A 22,135-nucleotide genomic window follows, 5' to 3' on the forward strand; every position below is an offset into this window, starting at 1 on the left:
TGTTGTACTTCTTTTTTGTGTTACAATAATGAGAAGTAAGAAGAGGAGAAAACATGATTAGTACACAACAGACAGATAAAGTCTCTCGTAAAATTCAGCTTTCTATCATAGCAACTGCTTTGGTTGGTTTTTCTGGTATTCTATCAGAAACAAGCATGAATGTGACTTTCACCAAATTAATGACTATTTTCCATTTGCCTTTAAGTAGTCTGCAATGGATTACAACCGTTTATCTCTTGGCGGTCGCCATTTCTATGACACTGAGCGCCACATTACAACAAAATGTTAAAGAGCGTCTACAATTCACAATAGCAGTCTTGCTCTTTCTTCTAGGTACAGTAACATGTATCATCTCTGCTCATTTTGGCTTGATGATTATTGGCAGAGCTCTGCAAGGGGCTGGTACGGGAATTGCTATGCCTTTGATGTTTAACCTTATTATTGAGCGCATTCCTATCAACAAAATTGGAACCTATATGGGAATTGGCGGACTTATCATGAGTTTAGCTCCTGCTTTTGGACCTACTTATGGCGGTTTCATGATTGCCCATTTTTCTTGGCAATGGATTTTTTTACTAACACTGCCAGTTCCTGTAATTGCTTTAATTATCAGTTATTTTTCTTTGGAAAATTCACCTAAAACTAGTAAACGTCCCTTTGATTTCATCAGTTTTCTTTTATTAGCGATAGCTTTGTCCTTCTTTTTAATCCTTATTTCCGGACTTGAATCAGGTTCCCTTAATTGGTTGGCTTTAATCATTTTTGGCTTTGCTCTTATTTTCTTTGTGTTTAGAAGTCTCAAATTGCAGACGCCTTTTTTAGATATTCGAATCTTAAAACAAGCTCCTGTTCTTTTAGGCTTAATCCCTTTTTTCATCTATCAATTTTCAAATTTAGCTTCTAACTTTGTTATTCCTAATTTTCTTGTTCAAGCAGAGCACATCTCAACTACAATCGCCGGTTTTGTGTTACTGCCAGGAACACTTTTAGGTGGGATCTTAGCACCATTTTTTGGAAAACTTTATGACTTAAAGGGCCCTAAATTATCTCTTTATTGGGGAAATACTCTTTTTGCTGTTAGCCTTGGTATCTTCGCTTTATGGATAAACTCTTTAACCATTATGTTAATGATCCTTGTCTACATCATTTTCACTTTCGGACGTAATATGGCTTTTAACAACACTATGGCAGTTGCTATTTCACAATTACCCAAAAATAAAACAGCGGATGCTACTGCTATTTTCCAAATGATGCAGCAATTTGCCGGTGCCTTAGGAACAGCTCTATCATCAGTTGCCCTCCAATTAGCCCCAAATATGACCAGTAGTGTGAAATTTATCTTTTCAACTTTATTTATCTTGGTTATCCTTATTTTCTTTTGTTTCAAAATGCTCTTTGCTTCCTTGAAAAAGTATTAACCATTAAAAAAACGCCTTGATATATCATACTTGTGACATACAAGCTGATATCAGAGCGTTTTTTTTATATTGTGATCATAGCAATCCTTCTAAAAGTCCTCTCATGAAGTCTTCAGAATGAAATTCACCAATATCATCAATTTTTTCACCAAAACCAATAAATTTAACAGGAATCGCAAGTTCTTGCCGAATAGCAAGCACCACACCGCCTTTGGCAGTTCCATCAATTTTTGTTAAAATCAGACCGGTCAAAGGTGTGATTTTTGAAAATTCCTTAGCCTGAACAAGGGCATTTTGTCCCGTTGAAGCATCAAGAGTAAGCAACGTTTCATGAGGAGCATCTGGAATAACACGTTTCACAACACGGCCAATCTTTTCCAATTCCGCCATGAGATTATCCTTATTTTGCAGGCGACCTGCTGTATCAATCATAAGAATATCAACATCTGCTGCAACTGCCCTTTCAACACCATCATAGACAACACTAGCTGGATCAGCATCTTTTGGACCTGTAACAACTGGAACATCAACACGGCGGCCCCATTCAGCTAACTGAGCAACGGCTCCCGCACGAAAAGTATCAGCTGCAACCAGCATAACTTTCTTGCCTTGATGTTTATATTTATAGGCCAATTTCCCAATGGAAGTCGTTTTACCAACACCATTAACTCCTACAAAGAGCATAACAGTAAGATCGTTCTGAAAATTAATTTTTTCATTAAACTGACCGTCTTTGTCATAAATATCAACTAGTTTTTCAATAATGACACGGCGAAGAGCTTCAGGTTTCTTGGCCTTTTCTAATTTAGCTTCATAGCGTAAATCTTCTGTCAAGGTTGACGCAACCTGAACACCGACATCAGAAAGAATGAGCATCTCTTCCAAGTCTTCAAAGAATTCTTCATCAACATTACGAAAATTAGCCAAGAAAGCATTAAGTCTCGCACCAAAGCCAGTACGGGTTTTTTTCAGACTGCGATTGTACTTTTCTTCCTCGCTTTCAACAGATTCTGCTATTTGACTGGAAGCTTCTTCTTCAGACTGATTGACAGCTGTATCAGTCTCCCTTTGGTCCGAGAGTGTCGTTTGGCTTTCTTGCTCAGCAGTCTCTGCTGGTTTTTGGCTTTCCACTTTTTGAGCTAATTCAGCCTTACGTGCATAGTATTCTGCCATGAAATCCGGCGATTGATTTGGCTTTTCGTCTTCTTTTTGCTGCGAAGGCATAGTCTCAGTATTATTTTGTACAGCGGCTACAGAACTTTCAGAATGAAACACTTCTTGTTGGTGTTGGACAGACTGTTGCTTATGTTCTTGGACGGAATGCCCACTAGCTGCTGGTTCTTTCGAATTCTGTCCGTCTTCAATTATTCGTGCATCTGATACTTGTTCAGCTTGACTTTCTGTCACATCTTTTTCATAAACAGACTGCTGACTCTCTGCTGTTTCAGCAGTTTCTGCCGACAGTGCTGGCTTTTCTTGTGCGACTTCTTGTTCAGCGGTTTCTTCAATAGAATCCGTTGTTGGCTTTTCTTCTTGTCTTTTCTTACCAAATAAGCGATTAAATAAACCCATTTCAATCCTCGTTTAATATATATTTTTTAATAGCTTCGGCAACACCAGACTCATCATTAGTCTTTTTTGTTACCGCATCAGCTGTTTCCTTGGCAATAGGTGCACCATTTGCCATTGCAACACCCAAACCGGCCCACTCTAACATACTTAAGTCATTTTCTTCATCTCCCATAGCCATAACTTCGCTTTGATCAATAGCTAAATGTTTGGTGAGAAGATTAAGCCCCACAGCCTTATGAACCCCTTTAGGCATGATTTCTAAAATAATATCACGTGATTTGAAGACTTCAAATTTCTCATAAAAATAAGCAGGGATTTTTTCAATCTGCTGATCTAAAAAATCAGCATCACAAACAATAACGACCTTATTATAAATAATATCCAAAGGCAGTTGCGGCAATCCATCAATTTCACGAAATGTCAGCATAGGATTGGCAATAGGATAAAGCGAATGGTTATTTTGATTACTAATACTATAGACGATACCATCACTGAGAACATCCACTGGCAAGGCTAGATGTTCCATTTCTGTCTGAATCGTTTCAACCTGTTTTCTGCTTAGAGCACTCTTTTCTAAAATTTCACCTGTCGTCTTTTGAACAAGTCCGCCATTAAAAGTAATCAGGTAATTATCTTTTGATAGCAAATCAAGCTCCTCAAGTAAATGTTCGATAGCTTTAAGAGGGCGGCCTGTTGTAATAACTACTTTAATACCTTTTTCGCGAACTGCCTTAAGAGCTTCTTTATTTTCTAAACTAACCTCTTTTTTTGTATTAAAGAGGGTGCCGTCTAGATCCAAAGCTAGTAATTTAATCTCAGTCATTCCTTTATCATACCTTCCATATAAGTTATTACTGATTGTTCCTGATGATGAGGGATGACTTCATCTGCAAGCTCTTTAATTTCCACACGCGCATTTTCAGGTGCAATAGCAACGTCTGCAAAATCCATCATTTCAAAGTCGTTTAAATTATCACCAAAAGCTAAAACATGTTCAGATTTTAACTTTAAAACTTGGCAGAGATGGCTAAGACCAAATCCCTTATTGGCTCCCCGTAAAATAATATCAATAGACTCGAATCCTGTTGTTACAGCTTGAATATGCGGGAGTCTTTCATTTAACCAAGCAGCTCCTTTATGAACATATTCCGCTGGAAATTGAGTTGTGATTTTAAAAATAGCATCATCCAACTGTTCAAAATTCTCAACTAACTGAATATTTTCGTAATACCCTTTCATGAAATCAATATAACTCTGAGGACTCTCCGCCAAAATATAAGCGGCCTTTTTACCGGATAAGAGTAATTCAACACCTTGGTTATATGGATTTTCCAAAATTTTAGCCGTTAAATCCAGATACTGAGAGGGAGTCATTAACTGTTCAAACAGCACTTGATTTTTATATTGAATCAAACTTCCATTTTCAGCTATAATTGCAATACGATCTGTAAAATCCTTGAACAATTTTTCTAAAGTCAATAGCGAACGGCCACTGGCAATAGTGAAAATAAGATTTTTTGCCTCAAATTTTTTCAACAAATTATCTAAGCGCTGATGATCAAACTGACCGGAAGCATCTAAAAAAGTACCATCCATATCTGTTGCAATCAAGCGTATTTTTTCTGTCATGAAATTTCTTTTAGTAACCATCTTACTTCCTATTTTATCAAAATTATTAATTTTTGGGGGATTATTGACTAAAATAGCTTACTTTCAATTTTTTGTCCACTTCAGTTTAAAAAGTTCTTTTTTGAATTGTCGGATCAAATGCTTAACTGCTTTAAAATTGCTCTTGCATCCACTAGCATAGAGTCCTTTTTTATTAAAATAACTTTTTTGCCAATCCTCTTCTGATGCTGCTTCGATTTTTTTCAGGATATATTTAGGTGCCGTAAAACGCAAATCCTTAGTGGCAATAACCGCGTCTCTAAAGAGAGGATCATGTGATTTGGTCGGATTAACATCTAATTCCCAATGACGTTGATTGCCACTGTTAGCATAATTAAAACTGGCACCATTAATAATCCCATTTTGCGTGATATGTTCAGCATCAATTTCATTCAAGAAATGTCCTTCATTATCAAGAATAAATTCCGTATGAAAATTTAATAACACCTTAAAATTAAGGCGATAAGAATCATCTGGATAAATCGTCTGCCCATCCTTAAAAGCAACCTTATTATGCAGACGGGCAGAATCATAAAGTGTGTAATCATAGGTTGAATGATACCAGACTTTTCTCTTTTTCTTTCTTAAAAATCGCGCCAAAGCCTGAGCATCAGTCATTTTTTCATTTCTCAAATGGTCACGGATCCACTGCGCCTGCTGACTGGAAATGACATAGCGAAATTGATGGATACGTTTGGCAAAATTAGTCTTAGCACTGAGTGTGTCTTTTGGAAAAATCTCTTGAACCAGAAGTGAAAACTCATGCCAAAAAGTATTGTCTGGTGCTAAATCGTCAGAAAAACGATGAACTAACTCTTGATTTTCTTGTAAATCACCAGATAATTCTTCCGGCATAGCAGACATATCTAGAACAATAGACAGCAGTTTTTGCGGCTCTTTATTACCATAAGCAGCTTGCCATAAGAAATTAAAAGCCTGTGAGCCAATGCGAAAGTCCGAAGGCTGCAAATCCTTTTTAGCTAGTTGCTTTACATCTTCCCTAGTCCATCCTACACTTTCCCATAAAAGCAGTTGCTTTGCTTCTTGATAACGTTTGCGCAGACCCGTTCGGGAAAATGAAGAGTTTCCTAAAATGCGCCACATAGACTTTCTCCTTTCAAAACCTTATTATAACAAAAAAGAGATGAGACAACAGAAAAAACGAGATTATTAAATAAAATCACTGTTTTCATTTCCTTGTCAGTAGAGCATAGTCACTTTAAAATAATAGGGCATTACTGATACATTGAATGGCACCCAATGAATATCTTTTTTAAGATCAGAATTTTCACATAACTTTCTTACAAAATGATTGTAAAATCTGATTTTAGTCCAAGGCCAAATTTTTTCTTAAGTTAAAATTAAGTTCTTCTGGTTACAATCTGAAAAAATAATGATAGAAGAGGAAATATTATGCGCTATTCACAAATTTGTCGTAAAAGTTTGGCTTTGCTGGCTACAGGAATGATTTTAACTACCTCAACCTTGCCTAGTATAAGTATTCTAGCTGAGGACAGTACTGGAGCACCTGCTAGGCCAGATGGACAAGCTCCTGCTGAAGGTGGTGCTAACACCACAACTTATGACTACAGCGGAATCAACAGTGGTGTTCTAGTTGCTAATGGTAGCAAGGTCACTTCCAGTTCCAAAACCAAATCAACTACTTCCGCTCAAAATACAGCTCTTGTTCAAAACGGTGGTAGTTTAACACTGCATAAAGCGAATTTAATAAAATCCGGTGATGATAATAATGGTGACAATGATAATTTTTACGGTATTAATTCTATTTTACTAGCAGTCAATGAAAGGTCAAAAGCTTATGTTTCGAATTCCAAACTAAAAGCTAGTAGCTCTGGCAGTAATGGGATTTTTGCAATTGATAAGGCAACCATCTACGCTAATAAAACAAGCATTGCGACTACAGCTGATAATTCACGGGGACTTGATGCCACTTACAATGGCAATATTATTGCTAATAAGATGGCCATTTCTACAAAAGGTGCTCACAGCGCTGCTATTGCAACTGACCGTGGTGGCGGCAATATTTCCACCACTAATTCCAGTTTAAATACTAGTGGCTCTGGCTCACCTCTTCTTTATTCAACAGGCAATATTCAAGTTAATCACGTTACAGGAACATCTAGTAACAGCCAAATTGCTGGTATGGAAGGTCTTAATACCATTCTTATTCATAATTCTAATTTAACTAGTACCATGACAAACAAAACTGCCAGTGACCCGATTGCCAATGGCGTTATCATCTATCAGTCACAATCCGGTGATGCCGAAGCAACAACGGGGCAAAGTGCCCACTTCGAGCTTAGCAAGTCTAAATTAACTTCTTCCATTGCTTCAGGTTCTATGTTCTACCTGACGAATACCTCTGCAAACATTATCCTTAATCAATCCACCTTGAATTTTGATGCAAATAAGGCTAAACTTTTGACTGTAGCAGGCAATAGTGCCAATAATTGGGGAACCCCCGGTAGTAATGGGGCAACAGTTAACTTTACTGGCCATAAGCAGACACTTAAAGGGGATGTTGATGTGGATAGTATTTCGACCTTAAATATGTACCTGCTTGATAAAACCAACTACACTGGCAAAACTGCTGTATCAACCAACAGTACCAATATATCCCCAAGCACGTCTCCTATTACCATGAATATTTCTAAAAATTCCAAATGGGTGCTAACTGGTCATTCGACAGTAACCAATCTCAATGCTGAAAAAGGTGCTAAAATTGTTGATAAAGACGGAAAAACCGTCAGCGTCATCTCTTCAAGCGGACAAAAACTTGTTAAAGGTAAAAGCAAATATAGCCTAACAGTCACAGGAACTTACAGTCAAAAGGTAACAACCAGCTCAAGTAACAAACCCAGCAGCAGTTACATTGACCGTAGTGGCTTCGATAATTATTTTAAAACAACAACAGCCTTTGTAAATAATACCAAAAATACAAGTAATTAATTAAAAACGAGAATGAGATCAAAATCGTGATTTCCTAAAAATTGATTTTATTATCTCATCCCCAAATTACTGCATCAAACTGTTATCATTGTTTTATCTAACGAGGTTGGCACTTCTTGTCCTAACCTCGTTTTGACTGATACCTAAATCTCCTTCCTTCTTTTAAGCAAATACAGACAATAAAGGCCAAGTAATCCCAGAATAGCTAGGTCAAAAGTGAACTGCCAGCCAAAAACTTGAATGCGATTCCTAAAAAGGCTAGTCAATAGAACCAGCATAGCATCTCCCCAAAAGGCAAGACCAGCCAAAATCAGCGCTGATTTTCTTCTAAAAAGATAGAAAATTGGACTCAAGACGCCACCTGACAATGACCGAACCACACGATCACAAAGAAAATCGGATAGTTGGTAAAATAAACTTTAACAGCTGAAGTACAGTGTTCAGCAAAAAAGAAGCCTGTTGGGACTTGGACTTCTCATACTATTTCTTCAGCATCACTGGTTTTAATTTGCAGGCACAACTGGGAAATAGACCACTATTCAAAGAGTATTTGAGCTATACCGACTGATATGACTCATTTGTCCCTGACGAGACTAGATTAGTCTTTTTTCTTAAAAATGTGGTTCAACCATTCAAAGACTTGGTAATGCATGAGACGGAAATTATTTACTTGACAATGCGCATCCGCACCACTTTCGCTTGAAAATTTTCTTAAGGTTACATCAATACCTCTCTGTTTAAAATTGTCGTAAAGAACTTGACTCTGTCTCATCAATTCAGAATCTTCCCCAGCTCCTACTAAGAAAAGGCTAGGAACGTCTATTTTGTTATAGTCTACTATTTGAGCTTGTTCTAAAACTTCATTTACAGAAGTTATAAAATCGACTTGTCCAAATTGCCAAGCGTATTTGTTTAAGTTGACTTCGGCAACCTTATTGACACTTGTTACCAGCTTGCTGCCCCACTTAAGAATCGTTTTGGGAGCTTTTAGTGCAGTTGAAAATGAAATCCGAAAGACCTCGGCGACATCATAAATTGGAGTGGAAGCAATCCAGGCTTTAATGCGTTTATCTTTTTCTACTGCCTGAGCTGTAAAATAACCACCGCCGCTAAAACCTGCAATAGCGATTTTTTCTGTCGGCGCTTGATACCAATCCAAGATAGCTGAGATGGCCGCCCTAGCGTCTACTTCAAAATGAAGGCCTTGATTTGGATTTTTTCCTTGACCGGGTAGATCAACCATTAAGACATTGTAGTCATGTTCCCAGCCAGAATAACCCAACATATAAAAGAGATCTTCACGACTGGTATCTCCGCCTCCGACTACAATCAAAGTATCTTGCGCTTTATCTTCGGAAATAATAGCATAACCCGGTAAAAGTTCCCCTTCAAAAGGCACCTCAATGCTCTTAAGCGGAATCTTGCTGTTGTCTACAGCTAGCATAAACAGTTTTTCCATTCTTCGGAAATTTTCCATAAATTCGGAATCTTTGGGATCTGTAAACTGAAGAGCCGCACGAATGGAAAAACAGGCTGAAAAATACAAATGAGAAATTAAGTCTCGGTAACCAACCTTTTTTACTCGCTCCACCTCATCTTCCAGATAATCAGCATGCTCATTGAAGCGTTTGCACCAATCGGTAGGATTACCATCCCGAATACCGCTGGCAATATAAAATAATTCACCAGCACTCATCCCGATAATTTGACCAATTCCAAGCATCCAATTAAAACAGAAATCCATATCTTTATTATTAAACTTAATTTTATAATCTTGCCGTTTCAAAATAATATTGTTTTCTTTCATTATTTAAGATCTCCTTTGTTTGCTTTTGTTTCGAACTAATTGAACTAAAATAGTAAAAGAAAATCTTAACTCTTTCCTTTATCAAAATCTTCTAAAACTTGGTTAACAACAGCATCTAACTTATCATAGAGATGGGCAAGTGTTCTAAATTGCTCTCCATAAGTAGAGCCATGGTAATCAGCTACTTTATTAAAGAGATTCTTCATCTCTTCAAGCACTATTATCCTAGAAGTCAGCCAAGCAACCATTCCCATAGGATTTAAATGAATAAAACGTTCTCTCGAATGCAAGCGGCCTTGGTAGCTGATCATTCCCTTATTCTCCAGAAAACGCAAGCCCGTGCTAGTGCTGGCTTTTGACAGACCAAGCTGATCAATAATCTTATTAAAAGTCACACTATCTTCTTCTTCCAACATGAGATAGGCTAAAATGCTTGAAGGCGTACGCGCATAATCTAGCTGCATGAAGACATTGGTAATATTTTCAATATCTTTTAGTTTTTTCTCTTCCATCATTTAGTTCCTTTAGTTCATTACAAATAAAACTTATCACTTTAGACCAGCCTTGTCAAGAAAATAATATGCTTTTATCCAAAAATACCAATATTCAAATTGCCCTAAAGAGAGTCTGAAGTCAATCTAATCTTGAACTGCTTCCCTCGATCTGACTTCCTGTATTCAATTTAGAGGGACAGCACAATTCAGTTTCTCTTTTCCGATTTTGACTCTCCTTTAAGCAAATACAGACAATAAAGGCCAAGTAATCCCAGAATAGCTAGGTCAAAAGTGAACTGCCAGCCAAAAACTTGAATGCGATTCCTAAAAAGGCTAGTCAATAGAACCAGCATAGCATCTCCCCAAAAGGCAAGACCAGCCAAAATCAGCGCTGATTTTCTTCTAAAAAGATAGAAAATTGGACACAAGACGCCACCTAACAATGACCCGAACCACACGATCACAAAGAAAATCGGATAGTTGGTAAAATAAACTTTAACAGCTGGAGTATAGTGTTCAGCAAAATAAGTCTGATTGCGCGTCATCACCATGACAAAATCATAACAACCTATCAGATTCAGGAAGAATATGAACACTGCAAAGCCAATCCCAAAACCAGTTAATTTTTTCATTTCATTAATCCCATTTCTTCAAAAGCTTGAACAAAGAAATCGCTATGCATTAAGGTCAAGCCTTGATTAACATCACCTAAGACCATCAGATTATCTCCTTTTTGGATGTTAAAAATTTTCCTAGCTCGTGCAGGGATAACGATTTGGCCTTTTTCACCAACATTTTTTGCCCCGCTTTCATCAATAAAAGACGATTAACTAATCTACTCTACTTTACAAATCAATTTCTTCAAAATTTTTTATAGATTTTTGATATGATAACCATGTACATAACATAAACAAGACGACACCAATTACGAATATAGCAACCTGTGGTATGCTTACGTTTGAAAGCTCATTCAGGCTCTCTAAAGCAGGAATATGATGTAATATTTCCCCCAAGATTACTATAATAAAACTGACTACGAAGAATATGATAAGAGGTTTTCCAATCTTGTAAGCTGTTTTAAAAAAGCCTACAAGAAAAATGCCGTTAAATGCTGCAAATACAATTATTACATATCCAAGATAAGCCGCATTTGCATTCATCAAGGGATTTATATCGTAAGGAGCGGCATTCCCTAAAAATTTCATTCTAATAATCGTTAGCAATGTACATGAGATAAAAGCCATCAATTCAATAAACAAAACAAATAGATATTTGGCTGTAACTACGTCTTGTTTCTTAACCGGCAACATAACCGTGTATGTTATATCATCATATTCTCTCAACTGCTGGTAAGTATAAAAAATTCCAAGACAGATAAAAACGGAACCAATAAGTATAGGATAGCTTGGAATCATTGTCATGGCTGAAAAAGCAATAAACCAATAACTCAACGGGTTTGCTGTTAGTTTCAATTCCTTATAAAAAAGTTTTTTCATCACAGATTCACCTCTTCTCTTTCGATATGCACCATAATATCTTCAAGTGTCGGTGTACCACCTATTTCTTTTGCGTAATAATGGATAAAATCTTCTTTCTTTGTCGATAAAAGTAATTCTCCATTTTTGATGTAGGTAATCGTATCCGCACATTTATCTAAATCACTGGTGATATGGGTGGAAAATAAAATAGCTACACCTTTTTTAGCCAGTTTTCGGAAAATTTCATTCATCTCATCTCTAGATACTGGGTCAAGTCCACTTGTTGGCTCATCTAAAATTAAAAGTTTTGCATGATGTGAAAGAGCCAAGGTAAGATAAAACTTCACCTTCATACCCTCAGAAAGCTCCATAATCTTTTTATTTTCGTCAAGATTAAATGCAGTGAGATAATGTTGATACTCCTCGTCATCCCAACTATTATAGAAAACACGAGTAATTGCCACAATTTCTTTTATCTTTTTCCTTTTATAATAGCTGACTCCACCTACTGCATAACCAATCTGCTGTTTAATTTTATCCTCATTATCCAGATAGTTCATTCCAAGAATACGAACACTGCCCGCTTCAGGATGTACAAGATTTAGAATAGATTTTAGCGCTGTTGTTTTACCTGCACCGTTTCTACCTATGAATCCCATAACTTCGCCAGCCTCAATATGAAAGCTAGTAGTTTTTAGTTCAAAAGCTGGATAAATTTTCGTAAGACCATTTACTTCTAGAATATATCTCATGTCATTCGTCTTCTTTCTCTTCAAAAGCTACTTCCATCAAGTGTGTGAATGCTCCCTTTGGCGGTATAGCAATACCTCGTTTTTCATCGCCAAGAAGCAAAATTGTATCACCAGGCTTGATATTAAATACTTCCCGTGCCTGTTTCGGTATTACTATCTGACCTTTTTCCCCAACTGTAGCTGTCCAAGCATATTTACCTTTTGGTGTTTTCACGATGATCGGCCTCCTTATAGTATGTTTTGTATGATTTGTATAACTTATTATACCATATAATTTCAAAATAACAAGTACTCATGATACATTATAAAACTTACTACTGTTACACCAATATACTTAACAATTTCAAAAATTTTTGTATTGGGATAAGTTAAAGATGATTTTTTCCGAAAATGGACTGTGGCTATTTTGATTTCAGATGAGTATTATTATGATATTTTTATTTAAAAAAAATACCAAAAAAGAAGCCTATAAGGGCTTCTTCTAGAAAATGAGCATGACTTTTCCATTATTCCCAGACTTTATAGCCTGTGCTAGAGCTTCCTGAACATTATTAAAAGAATATATCTTTGCAACTCTGGTTTCTATCTTTGCTTCCGAAACAAGATGGACAATTTCTTCCAAGTCTTCCTTGTTTACTCTAACGTAATTATGTTCAGCAAAAGAGGTATGTTTTAGTACTTGTGGATCAATCTGTTCATCGCTGACAGTCACGAGTCTTCCACCCTTGTGGATGACATCAATACGATTTAGTACACCTGCCGTATCAAAGACAGCATCAAATTCAGGAATAGGATCATCATTTGTATAAATTTCTGTGTCTAATAAATTTATGCTCATTTTTTGATTTTTATTTCTTACTAAGCCAGATGCTTTAACTCTCATTTTCAGAGCAAATTGAAGTGCGTAATAGCCGACACTGCCAGCTGCTCCGGTAACAAGTAAACGTTCGCCGGGCTCTAGTCGTAATCTTCTTAAAGCTTGCAAAGCCGTTGAAGCGGCTAAAGGAATACTGCCTCCACTGATAAAATCAATATTATCAGGCAATTTTACAACCTGATTCTCAGAGGCAGTAACTAGTTGCTGCCAGCTCCCTTGTGGATGAAAAGCCACCACACGCTCACCAGCGGAAAAATTTGAATTCTTATCAGCTTCTATTATAATCCCAGCAATATCCCAACCTAAAATTGCTGGGAAAGAAGGAATTTTCTGAATCGTTTCCGGCGTCATATACTTTATGTCTACTGGACTAATTGAAGAGGCAACTACTTGAATCATCACTTCTCCTGATCGTCTAACGGGACTGCTAAATGTTCGAACCTTAGCAACCTCCGGTCCGCCATAATTCACTATTTCAATACCTTTCATTTATGCTATCCTCCTTTAAATGATAAATTTTCATCAATCGCTCTTTTAAGCGGGATTCAATCTGTTGTAAAATCTGAATTTGATGGCTAACTTCTTTAAGCTTATCCTCATAAATCATAATAACATCTTTACACATAAGGTTCTTATACGGAAAAACAAAGGGATCACAACCCATAACCTGCTGCATTTCTGCTGTTGTTAAACCTAAATCAAAATATAATTTTAATGTCTTAATTCGCTCTAGCGTTAATTTATCATAATCACGGTAACCGTTCTCTAATCTTTCTGGATGGATTAATCCTTTTTCCTCATAATAGCGCAACGATCTCATACTGACATTCGTCAATTTAGAAACCTCTCCAATCCTCATTTCTTTTCCTCCTCGTACTGTCATTATACAGCTTAACATGATGTGAAGGTCAACGAAAAAATCTATTTTTTATTAATTCACTCAAACCTGATGATCTCGCTCTTTACACTTATATTTTAAGTAAAATGATAAAACGTATCATCAAAGCGAGACCAGACCCCCATATTGCTATCGTCTCTTATGACAATAGCCAAAAACTTCTTTAAAGCAATTTTCACTTACTTCTGCTACAATGAAGCTATGACTAAACTTGCAATTATGAGTGATTTGCATATTGATCTTAATCACTTTGGGACTTTAGAAATTGAAACGCTCAAACAGGTTCTGCACCAACAAAAGATTGACCATCTTCATCTGGCAGGAGATATTTCTAATCATTTTTACGATGTTACACTTCCTTTTATTGAAGAACTTGAAAAAGACGTCAAGGTAACCTATAATTTAGGAAACCATGACATGTTAGATTTAGATGAAGATGCCATTCAAGCTTCTGATTTTCAAGTTCACCAAATTGGATCGGCTTTTCTATTAGCTTTTCATGCTTGGTACGATTATTCCTTTTCCCATCAAGAACAAACAAAGATTAACAGCCTCAAAAAGACCTTTTGGTTTGATCGACGCCTGCAACGCCTCAAAGATGATCTGACAATTACTCAGGAGTCACTTATAAAACTGAATCAAATTCTACATTCTTTACCAAGCCAAAGACTTATTGTAGCCATGCATTTTGTTCCCCATCAAGAATTCCTGTTGACTCATCCACGATTTGCACCTTTTAATGCTTTCTTAGGAAGCCAAAAATTTCATCAGCTTTTTGTTCAGCACCAAATTAAAGATGTTACCTTTGGCCATGCTCATAGAAGTTTTGGTGATATCAAACTAGACGGTGTTGTTTACCACTCAAGGCCTCTAGGCTATATCCGTGAATGGGATTTGACCATTAATTTTGTTAATCAGCATCCCCAATACAATCCTTCAGGTAGCTGGAATCTCAGTAAACGTTATAATGCCGTTAGGTATTTAGAGGATTATCAAGCTTATAAAAGAAAATATTTAGCCAAAGAATTTTCCCATTCCATGACGATTTTTGACTGTTAAAAAACGAGACTGGGGTAGAAGTCCTAGGAGCGCTATATAAATAGCCGTAACAGTTTGAAGCAGTGAGTGATTGGAAGCTTCACATTTTGTTTTTTAGGTTCAAATCCTTAACAGTCCATTGAGCTTTTAAAGTATCTCTTGTCCTGCAAATAATAGTTTCAACAGTTTGAAAAACTGTTGAAATTAGTCATAAATCAACCATGCGGAAGTGGAATAATCTTATCCAGTAGATGTTTTTACCCGATTCTTAAAACAGGAGAGTGAGGAAAATCAATTTCTACGAAATACCGATTGAGCCCCGCTTTCATTCTTTTTTAGTTTGTAATGATTTTCTGAGTTTAACAGCTTCTTCTGGTTTATCTGTTATAATTCCTTCTATCCCAGACAAAAAGAATTTTTTCATGTCATCATCATTATTAACCGTCCAAAGCCGAAATGGTTTTTTATTTTTTCTTTTAGTCACTTGATTTTCATAAAAAGAACTGTGTGAATGGACAGTCTTAATAAATTTTAACTGTTGTGCCAACCAAAAATGAAAAGGATGAAATTTCATTAAATAAGCTAACTCAGCCTTAGGATCATGTTTTCTCATTACATATAAACTAAAAAGATTAAAACTAGAATAAATATGCGAAAAAGAACGTTTTTTAGCCTGCATAGTTTGTGCAATTTGCTTTTCAATTTTAGGATAAGGATATCTATTGGTTTTGATTTCAAGATTGAGAGTTCCCTGAAAACCATACTCTTCCAAAAAATTTAAAACTTCTTCTAAGGTTGGAATTTTCTCACAAAAATAAGCTGGATGAAACCAAGAACCAGCATCAAGCATTCTTATTTGCTTTAATGTCAGTTGTCTGACCAATCCAGAGCCATTGCTGGTTCGATCAACTGCTTCATCATGAATAACAACAAGGTGATTGTCTTTTGTTCGGTGAACATCTATCTCAATGCCATCACACCCCACCTGAATCGCCTTTTTAAAAGCAGCAAGTGTATTTTCCGGACAATCAACTTTACTTCCTCTATGAGCAAAAATCTGAGTCATATCTCTCTTTTCTAAGCATAAAATTTATTATATTTTACCATAAGATGAAAAGCTTAGCATAAATCAAAATTATAAAAAATGACTGGAGTTTCAATACCAGTCATTTTTTATATTAAATCGCTTTTTGATCTTGACCAAGTACCCGTTGAATGGCTTTTACAATTTCAACAATAACAAACATGGCCAAACTGCCTCCCACAACAACACACCATTGGGTTACTGACAAGTGAGACACATGGAAGAATCTATTAAATCCTGGAATGACAATGGTAGCAAGCATAATAATCAAAGCAGTCGGCAAAGCCCAGTTAAATGTTTTGTTTTTAAAGAAACCAACCTTAAAAATGGACTGATAAACCGATTTGACATTATAAGCATGTACCAATTGAATCAAACCAAGTGTTGCAAAGGCCATGGTAAGAGCATCTGCATGAATTTCTGTACGTGTCGCATGTTCAGGAAAGAAAACTGCCCAGCCGTAAACGCCAAGTACAAGAAGAGTTTGTAGAATACCTTGATAGATAATGGCTCCCATAACACCACCTGAGAAGAAGCTTGACTTGCGTCCACGAGGTTTATGGGTCATCACACCAGGCTCAGCCGGTTCAACACCAAGAGCAATGGCTGGCAGAGTATCTGTCACCAAATTAATCCAGAGCAGATGAACGGGTTGAAGCACATCCCAACCAAAGAGAGTTGCAAAGAAGATGGTGAAAACTTCAGCCATGTTGGCAGATAACAGGTACTGAATTGATTTTTGGATATTGGAGAAGACCTTACGTCCTTCTTCAACCGCAACAATAATGGTTGCAAAGTTATCATCGGCAAGCACCATATCAGAAGCACCCTTAGATACTTCAGTACCTGTGACTCCCATACCAATACCAATATCAGCCGTTTTAAGAGATGGCGCATCATTAACCCCATCACCTGTCATAGCGACAATCTTGCCATCATTTTGCCAAGCCTTGACAATCCGAACCTTATGCTCCGGTGACACGCGCGCATAAACCGAATACTGTTTGAAAACTTTTTGGAATTCTTCATCAGAAAGTTCATTGAGTTCAGCACCAGTGAAGACATGATCAATCCCATCATCATCAATAATTCCCAAACGTTTGGCAATGGCTTCAGCAGTATCTTGATGATCACCTGTAATCATGATTGGACGAATGCCGGCTTCTTTAGCCACATGAACAGCTTCGGCCGCTTCTGGACGCTCTGGGTCAATCATCCCCACAAGACCAGCAAAAATCAAATCATTTTCAACGACTGCCGTTTCTAATTTTGGAATTTCAGACTCGTATTTGTAAGCTATCATGAGAACACGAAGCGCCTGTTTGGCAAGCGACTTGTTCATATCAAGAATGGCTTTTTTATCGTCCTCAGTGATTGGACGAATACTACCATCTATCTCAATTTGCGTTATACGTTTGAGCAATTGATCCGGTGCTCCCTTGACAGCAATCAGATATTTCTCACCATCAAGTTTATGGATAGTTGACATGAGCTTTCGGTCAGAATCAAATGGCAATTCAGCGACACGTGGTTCAGCTTTAAGTACTTCGCGAATATCGAAATTATGATCAAAACCATATTGAACAAGAGCTGTTTCAGTAGGATCACCAATTAATTTACCATTGGCATCAACCTTACTGTCATTAGCAAAGTTCATAACGCGAAGAGCCATATTATTAACGTCAATGTCATCATTAGCATCAACTAATCTACCATTATAATAGACTTTCTCAACAGTCATTTGATTCATGGTCAGCGTACCGGTTTTATCTGAAGCAATGATTTCAGTAGAACCAAGCGTTTCTACAGCTGGTAATTTACGAACAATGGACTGACGTTTGGCAAGTGTTTTCGTACCAAGTGAAAGGACAACTGTTACAATGGCTGGAAGCCCTTCAGGAATGGCAGCAACAGCTAAAGCAACAGCAACCATCAAACCTTCAAGAGGCTCTTCATGACGAACAAAGATACCAACTAGGCAAGTAATAATCGCAATAATAATGATAACATATGTCAATACCTTGGATAGATTATCTAAACTCTGTTTTAATGGCGTATCTGTTTCATCTGCATTAGCTAACATGCCAGCAATATGGCCGACTTCTGTGTACATACCAGTATTGGTCACAACCCCCATACCACGACCATAAGTAACATTTGAATTTTGATAGGCCATATTCAAACGATCACCAATACCAGCATCTGATGCAATTGCAACAGTTACACTTTTTTCAACCGGCACAGACTCACCTGTTAAGGCTGCCTCTTCAATTTTCAACGAAGCTGCTTCCAAAAGACGCATATCTGCCGGAACCACATCACCAGCTTCAAGAAGAACGACATCACCTGGTACTAATTCTTTGGAATCAATTTCAGTAACATGGCCATCACGCCGAACACGTGCATGTGGACTAGACATAGATTTTAAGGCCTCAATGGCTGCTTCTGCCTGTCCTTCCTGATAGACACCGAAGGCTGCATTTAAAACAACAACAACTAGAATAATGATGGCATCCGTTAGCCCCCCCATTCCTTCAGTGATAACCGAAAGCGCTGCGGCAACAAGCAAAATGATAATCATCAAATCCTTAAATTGATCAATGAATTTGGCAAGAATAGTACGTTTTTCATCTTCTTCCAATTCATTGTAGCCATAATCAGCTAAGCGCTGTTTAGCTTGAGTACTGGTCAATCCCTTCTTAGAAGATTCTAGGCCAGATAGGACAGTTTTTTCATCTTGGACGTAAAAACTGTCCCTTTTTTGTTTTTTGAACAAAATAAATTCTCCTTTTCGGTCTTTAAAAGAAAAAGACCTGTTTAATAATTAAACAAGTCTCGCTATTTAATATGTTGCCGGAAAACAGTTTCGGATTGACGACAACATCACGGCAAAACCGCTAGCTACTCCCTTGATAATCTTCATTATACCATAAATAAAGGCCTTTTCAATATAAAATACCTCATTTTGAAGAAGCCTGTTCCCCTTTCAAAAAGCGATGCTTGGCTTTTTAAGATTTTCCCAGAAATTGGATTATAAATGGCATTCTTATAGAATGATTCGACAGAAAAACAATAGCTAAGAGTCATGGTAAAACCACTCATAAAAGTGTTTTTTATAACCAGCTGCTGAACTCTTTCTCAAAAAATATTGTCTATAGAACCTCTTTGCTGTCTTTAAAACCAAGTTAATTCTAATTGATATTTTGCGAAAATATTCTGTGATTCTGAATCTGGCTGTTTAAGAACATAGTCAAGCTTGATAGAGTGATTTGTTTTATCAAAAATAAATTTACTGGTTTTTGTCATGAAATGTTGAATACCCATAGGCGTTGGAATAGTCACCAAAGCTTGTACTTCTCTATGAAAACGTAAGACGGATTTTGGATTTGAAAAGCGTGTCATAATTAATTCTTGATCATTACATTTAATCACAACTCTTTCTTTTTCTTCATTGACAAAAATAAAGTAAGAAAAGCCATTTTTCTCGGTCACATCAACCGGATGGGTTTGGTCTATCACTTCTCTTTGACCATCTAGATCAATTTCATTTCTCAAATGAATCTGCATATTTCTCCTTCAATTCATTCTATGTTTAGATTCTGGCTCTTATACCAATCATTAACTTACACTATCTTCTTATAATAGAAGAACGCAACAATGTTGCACCCGTAAAGAAGGCAATAAAGACAACTAAAATCTTGAGATTGTTAATGTCTAAATTACTGAGAAAGAAGGCTGCTGTTAAAACGCCAAGGATGCCACCAATAATGATGCCAAAGGTCCCCGGCCAATGAACACGGTCAGATTTAATAAATGCTATTGAACTGGCTGTTAAAATCATGGCTGCATCCAACATCATAACGGGCAAAGCAATGGAAGGATTGATGCCCATCAAAGAAAAGAAAATCAATTCTGGCGCATAATTACCCAATCCCATAGTCATTAACATGCCAATAATAAAATCAAAAATAATACCAACTAAAAGCCAAATGCCTTTTAGACCACGAATCTGAGAGGAAATGCCTGCTCCAGGATTGGTCAGCATGCGGTAAACCATGACCAAAGCTGCAATAATGAGCAAAATTCCCAAAACACGTTGAACCTGTTGAGTATTCCAATTTTTGGTTATCCGTGTTCCAACAAAGGCTCCCGTAAAAGAGGCTGCTGCCATACAAACCAGAGTAGTAATGTCCACCTTGACAATAGTCACAAAACAAAGTGCCTCAACCAAAACAGGAACAACATGGGCAGTTGACATGGTGGCAGGTATTTTACGATCATCTTCAACTAATTTTGTCGCTTTAAAAAGTGTTGTCGTCGTCGCAAAAGTCCCAATTCCCAAAGTATCTAAGAGATCTGTCACATAACCAATCCAAAACCCTGTTAAAAATTTCTCTTTTAAATTAATTTGATGCTGTCGTGCATGTAATAAAATGGTTCCCATTATCCAAGTAATCAGACTGATCAAAAGTAACTGAATGGTATTTAATATTAAACGATTTGTCATTAGTTCATTATAATGTAAATTTAGGAATCCGTAAATACAAAAAGAAATTTTTTTCTGTTTACATACTTTCTAAAAAACGGTATCTCATGGAAATTTTGTTATAATAAAGCTATGAAAGAAAAAGTATTCCGAGATCCTGTTCATAATTATATACCTGTTGAAGATGAGCTCATTTATGATCTTATCAATAGCAAAGAATTCCAGCGACTGCGTCGCATTAAACAGTTAGGTTCATCTAGTTTTACCTTTCATGGTGCTGAACACAGCCGTTTTTCACACTGTCTTGGTGTTTATTATCTTGCCAGACGTGTTACCAATATTTTTGATAAAAAATACTCAGACATTTGGAATAGTAACGAATCTCTCTTAACCATGACCGCAGCTCTTTTGCATGATATTGGTCATGGGGCCTATTCTCATACTTTTGAGAGGCTGTTTGACACTAATCACGAAACCATTACTCAGCAGATTATTTTAAGTCCTGAAACAGAAATCAATACGATTTTAAGGCGTGTCTCACCAGATTTTCCTGACAAGGTCGCTAGTGTTATCAATCATACCTATTCTAACAAACAGGTTGAACAGCTCATTTCCAGCCAAATTGATGTTGATCGCATGGATTATCTCCTGCGAGATTCTTACTTTACTGGTGCTAGCTACGGTGAATTTGATTTAACACGCGTCTTACGCGTCATTCGTCCAATTGAAAATGGTATTGCTTTTTCAAGAGATGGCATGCATGCTGTAGAAGATTATATTATCAGTCGCTATCAAATGTACATGCAGGTTTATTTTCATCCAGCTAGCCGTGCTATGGAAGTTCTCTTGCAAAATCTACTCAAACGTGCAAAATACCTTTATCCCAAAGAAAAAGAATTTTTCACTGTTACATCACCTCATTTAATCCCTTTTTTTGAAAATAGGGTTACCCTAGAAGACTATCTTAGTCTGGATGACGGTGTCATGAATACCTATTTTCAAACTTGGATGCAAAGTGCAGACAAAATCTTATCTGACCTCGCTAGCCGTTTTATCAATCGCAAAGTCTTCAAATCAATCACTTTTGATGAAAAAGATCTCTCAAATTTAGAAAAACTAAGAGAAATTGTTAAAGACCTTGGTTTTGATCCAACATATTATACTGCTCTTCACCTTAATTTTGACCTTCCTTATGATGTCTACAAGCCAGATGTTCAAAATCCCCGCACTCAAATTGAAATGTTGCAAGAAGATGGCTCCATTGCCGAGCTGTCTACACTATCACCTCTAGTTCATACCTTATCTGGTACTACGCATGGCGATCGTCGCTTCTACTTTCCCAAGGAGATGCTTATCAAAGATGATCTTTTTGTCGAAGCTAAAGAAAAGTTTTCTCACTATATCAAAAATAAGCATTTTTACAATCTCAGAGAGTGAGGTTTAAGCTATTCTCTCTTATTTCTTTAAAACTATTGCAAGCAAGTGATAAATATGAGAAAAATCATTTATGGACTAATTGTTTAGAAATAAAATTAAGATAGGAAGGAAATTTTCTGATAACATTTTGCTTCCTATCTTTCCTTCTCCGCTTGC

Annotated in this window: 21 protein-coding genes and 1 pseudogene; 4 read left to right on the forward strand and 18 right to left on the reverse strand. The window is 36.8% G+C overall.

Going from position 1 to position 22,135, the window contains the following annotated elements; genetic code table 11:
- Positions 1-53 precede the first annotated feature (53 nt).
- Positions 54-1,418: a DHA2 family efflux MFS transporter permease subunit gene (locus FNL60_RS06850; protein ID WP_002280190.1), complete on the forward strand. Its 1,365-nt coding sequence runs from the start codon at positions 54-56 to the stop codon at positions 1,416-1,418.
- 75 nt (positions 1,419-1,493) lie between these two features.
- On the opposite strand, the gene ftsY is transcribed toward FNL60_RS06850, so the two are convergent.
- The 4 genes from ftsY to FNL60_RS06870 all read right to left on the reverse strand — a co-directional run bounded on the left by ftsY (position 1,494) and on the right by FNL60_RS06870 (position 5,762).
- Positions 1,494-2,990 carry a signal recognition particle-docking protein FtsY gene (ftsY, locus tag FNL60_RS06855; RefSeq protein WP_002280191.1) on the reverse strand — a complete coding sequence of 499 codons (1,497 nt, stop codon included), beginning with the start codon at positions 2,988-2,990 and terminating at the stop codon, positions 1,494-1,496.
- Position 2,991: 1 nt separating this feature from the next.
- A complete protein-coding gene (locus tag FNL60_RS06860) occupies positions 2,992-3,813 on the reverse strand; it encodes a Cof-type HAD-IIB family hydrolase (protein WP_002269327.1) in 822 nt (273 codons plus the stop codon).
- The gene (locus tag FNL60_RS06865; RefSeq protein ID WP_282184655.1) at positions 3,810-4,619 is read right to left on the reverse strand and encodes a Cof-type HAD-IIB family hydrolase; all 810 of its coding nucleotides are present in this window, start codon (positions 4,617-4,619) and stop codon (positions 3,810-3,812) included. Before FNL60_RS06865 ends, FNL60_RS06860 begins: the two co-directional genes overlap by 4 nt.
- A gap of 84 nt (positions 4,620-4,703) precedes the next feature.
- Positions 4,704-5,762 carry a DUF3114 domain-containing protein gene (locus tag FNL60_RS06870; RefSeq protein WP_002280192.1) on the reverse strand — a complete coding sequence of 353 codons (1,059 nt, stop codon included), beginning with the start codon at positions 5,760-5,762 and terminating at the stop codon, positions 4,704-4,706.
- Between the two features lie 309 nt (positions 5,763-6,071).
- Here FNL60_RS06870 and FNL60_RS06875 point away from each other — a divergent pair, with 309 nt between their 5' ends.
- On the forward strand, positions 6,072-7,628 hold the full coding sequence (locus tag FNL60_RS06875) for an autotransporter outer membrane beta-barrel domain-containing protein (protein WP_002280193.1): 1,557 nt from the start codon (positions 6,072-6,074) through the stop codon (positions 7,626-7,628).
- Between the two features lie 143 nt (positions 7,629-7,771).
- On the opposite strand, the pseudogene FNL60_RS10375 reads toward FNL60_RS06875, so the two are convergent.
- The 10 genes and pseudogenes from FNL60_RS10375 to FNL60_RS06930 all read right to left on the reverse strand — a co-directional run.
- Positions 7,772-8,079, reverse strand: a pseudogene (locus FNL60_RS10375) (hypothetical protein); the annotation flags it as partial.
- 147 nt (positions 8,080-8,226) lie between these two features.
- Positions 8,227-9,435 carry an alpha/beta hydrolase family protein gene (locus FNL60_RS06890; protein WP_002280204.1) on the reverse strand — a complete coding sequence of 403 codons (1,209 nt, stop codon included), beginning with the start codon at positions 9,433-9,435 and terminating at the stop codon, positions 8,227-8,229.
- Between the two features lie 65 nt (positions 9,436-9,500).
- Positions 9,501-9,950 (reverse strand): helix-turn-helix domain-containing protein, encoded by a 450-nt coding sequence (locus FNL60_RS06895; protein WP_018110154.1) that lies wholly within the window; start codon positions 9,948-9,950, stop codon positions 9,501-9,503.
- 185 nt (positions 9,951-10,135) lie between these two features.
- Complete coding sequence (locus FNL60_RS10380; protein WP_018110155.1) at positions 10,136-10,561, reverse strand: hypothetical protein; 426 nt, start codon at positions 10,559-10,561, stop codon at positions 10,136-10,138.
- Positions 10,558-10,746, reverse strand: coding sequence for an AbrB/MazE/SpoVT family DNA-binding domain-containing protein (locus FNL60_RS06905; RefSeq protein ID WP_025985693.1), 189 nt, complete (start codon positions 10,744-10,746; stop codon positions 10,558-10,560). The genes FNL60_RS10380 and FNL60_RS06905 overlap by 4 nt, the downstream gene beginning before the upstream one ends.
- 28 nt (positions 10,747-10,774) lie before the next feature.
- A complete protein-coding gene (locus FNL60_RS06910; protein WP_002263299.1) occupies positions 10,775-11,425 on the reverse strand; it encodes an ABC-2 transporter permease in 651 nt (216 codons plus the stop codon).
- Positions 11,425-12,159: an ABC transporter ATP-binding protein gene (locus FNL60_RS06915; protein ID WP_002264573.1), complete on the reverse strand. Its 735-nt coding sequence runs from the start codon at positions 12,157-12,159 to the stop codon at positions 11,425-11,427. The genes FNL60_RS06910 and FNL60_RS06915 overlap by 1 nt, the downstream gene beginning before the upstream one ends.
- Position 12,160: 1 nt before the next feature.
- Positions 12,161-12,373, reverse strand: coding sequence for an AbrB/MazE/SpoVT family DNA-binding domain-containing protein (locus FNL60_RS06920; RefSeq protein ID WP_002263301.1), 213 nt, complete (start codon positions 12,371-12,373; stop codon positions 12,161-12,163).
- A gap of 267 nt (positions 12,374-12,640) precedes the next feature.
- Positions 12,641-13,525: an NADP-dependent oxidoreductase gene (locus tag FNL60_RS06925; protein ID WP_002280129.1), complete on the reverse strand. Its 885-nt coding sequence runs from the start codon at positions 13,523-13,525 to the stop codon at positions 12,641-12,643.
- Positions 13,512-13,895 (reverse strand): MerR family transcriptional regulator, encoded by a 384-nt coding sequence (locus tag FNL60_RS06930; RefSeq protein WP_002275049.1) that lies wholly within the window; start codon positions 13,893-13,895, stop codon positions 13,512-13,514. The genes FNL60_RS06925 and FNL60_RS06930 overlap by 14 nt, the downstream gene beginning before the upstream one ends.
- A gap of 240 nt (positions 13,896-14,135) precedes the next feature.
- Between FNL60_RS06930 and FNL60_RS06935 the strand changes: the two genes are divergently transcribed.
- Positions 14,136-14,993 (forward strand): metallophosphoesterase, encoded by an 858-nt coding sequence (locus tag FNL60_RS06935; protein ID WP_002271753.1) that lies wholly within the window; start codon positions 14,136-14,138, stop codon positions 14,991-14,993.
- Between the two features lie 304 nt (positions 14,994-15,297).
- On the opposite strand, the gene FNL60_RS06940 is transcribed toward FNL60_RS06935, so the two are convergent.
- The 4 genes from FNL60_RS06940 to FNL60_RS06960 all read right to left on the reverse strand — a co-directional run bounded on the left by FNL60_RS06940 (position 15,298) and on the right by FNL60_RS06960 (position 20,563).
- Positions 15,298-16,038 (reverse strand): glycerophosphodiester phosphodiesterase, encoded by a 741-nt coding sequence (locus FNL60_RS06940; protein WP_002270056.1) that lies wholly within the window; start codon positions 16,036-16,038, stop codon positions 15,298-15,300.
- Between the two features lie 112 nt (positions 16,039-16,150).
- Positions 16,151-18,832, reverse strand: a complete 2,682-nt coding sequence (locus FNL60_RS06945) for a cation-translocating P-type ATPase (RefSeq protein WP_002280128.1) — start codon at positions 18,830-18,832, stop codon at positions 16,151-16,153.
- 398 nt (positions 18,833-19,230) lie between these two features.
- The gene (locus tag FNL60_RS06955; protein WP_002264578.1) at positions 19,231-19,623 is read right to left on the reverse strand and encodes a YwiB family protein; all 393 of its coding nucleotides are present in this window, start codon (positions 19,621-19,623) and stop codon (positions 19,231-19,233) included.
- A gap of 61 nt (positions 19,624-19,684) precedes the next feature.
- The gene (locus tag FNL60_RS06960) at positions 19,685-20,563 is read right to left on the reverse strand and encodes a TSUP family transporter (RefSeq protein WP_002264579.1); all 879 of its coding nucleotides are present in this window, start codon (positions 20,561-20,563) and stop codon (positions 19,685-19,687) included.
- A 111-nt stretch (positions 20,564-20,674) separates the two neighbouring features.
- Here FNL60_RS06960 and FNL60_RS06965 point away from each other — a divergent pair, with 111 nt between their 5' ends.
- Positions 20,675-21,979 carry an HD domain-containing protein gene (locus tag FNL60_RS06965; protein ID WP_002264580.1) on the forward strand — a complete coding sequence of 435 codons (1,305 nt, stop codon included), beginning with the start codon at positions 20,675-20,677 and terminating at the stop codon, positions 21,977-21,979.
- Positions 21,980-22,135 lie beyond the last annotated feature (156 nt).

The organism is Streptococcus mutans (assembly GCF_006739205.1).
In the GTDB taxonomy this organism is placed as follows: domain Bacteria; phylum Bacillota; class Bacilli; order Lactobacillales; family Streptococcaceae; genus Streptococcus; species Streptococcus mutans.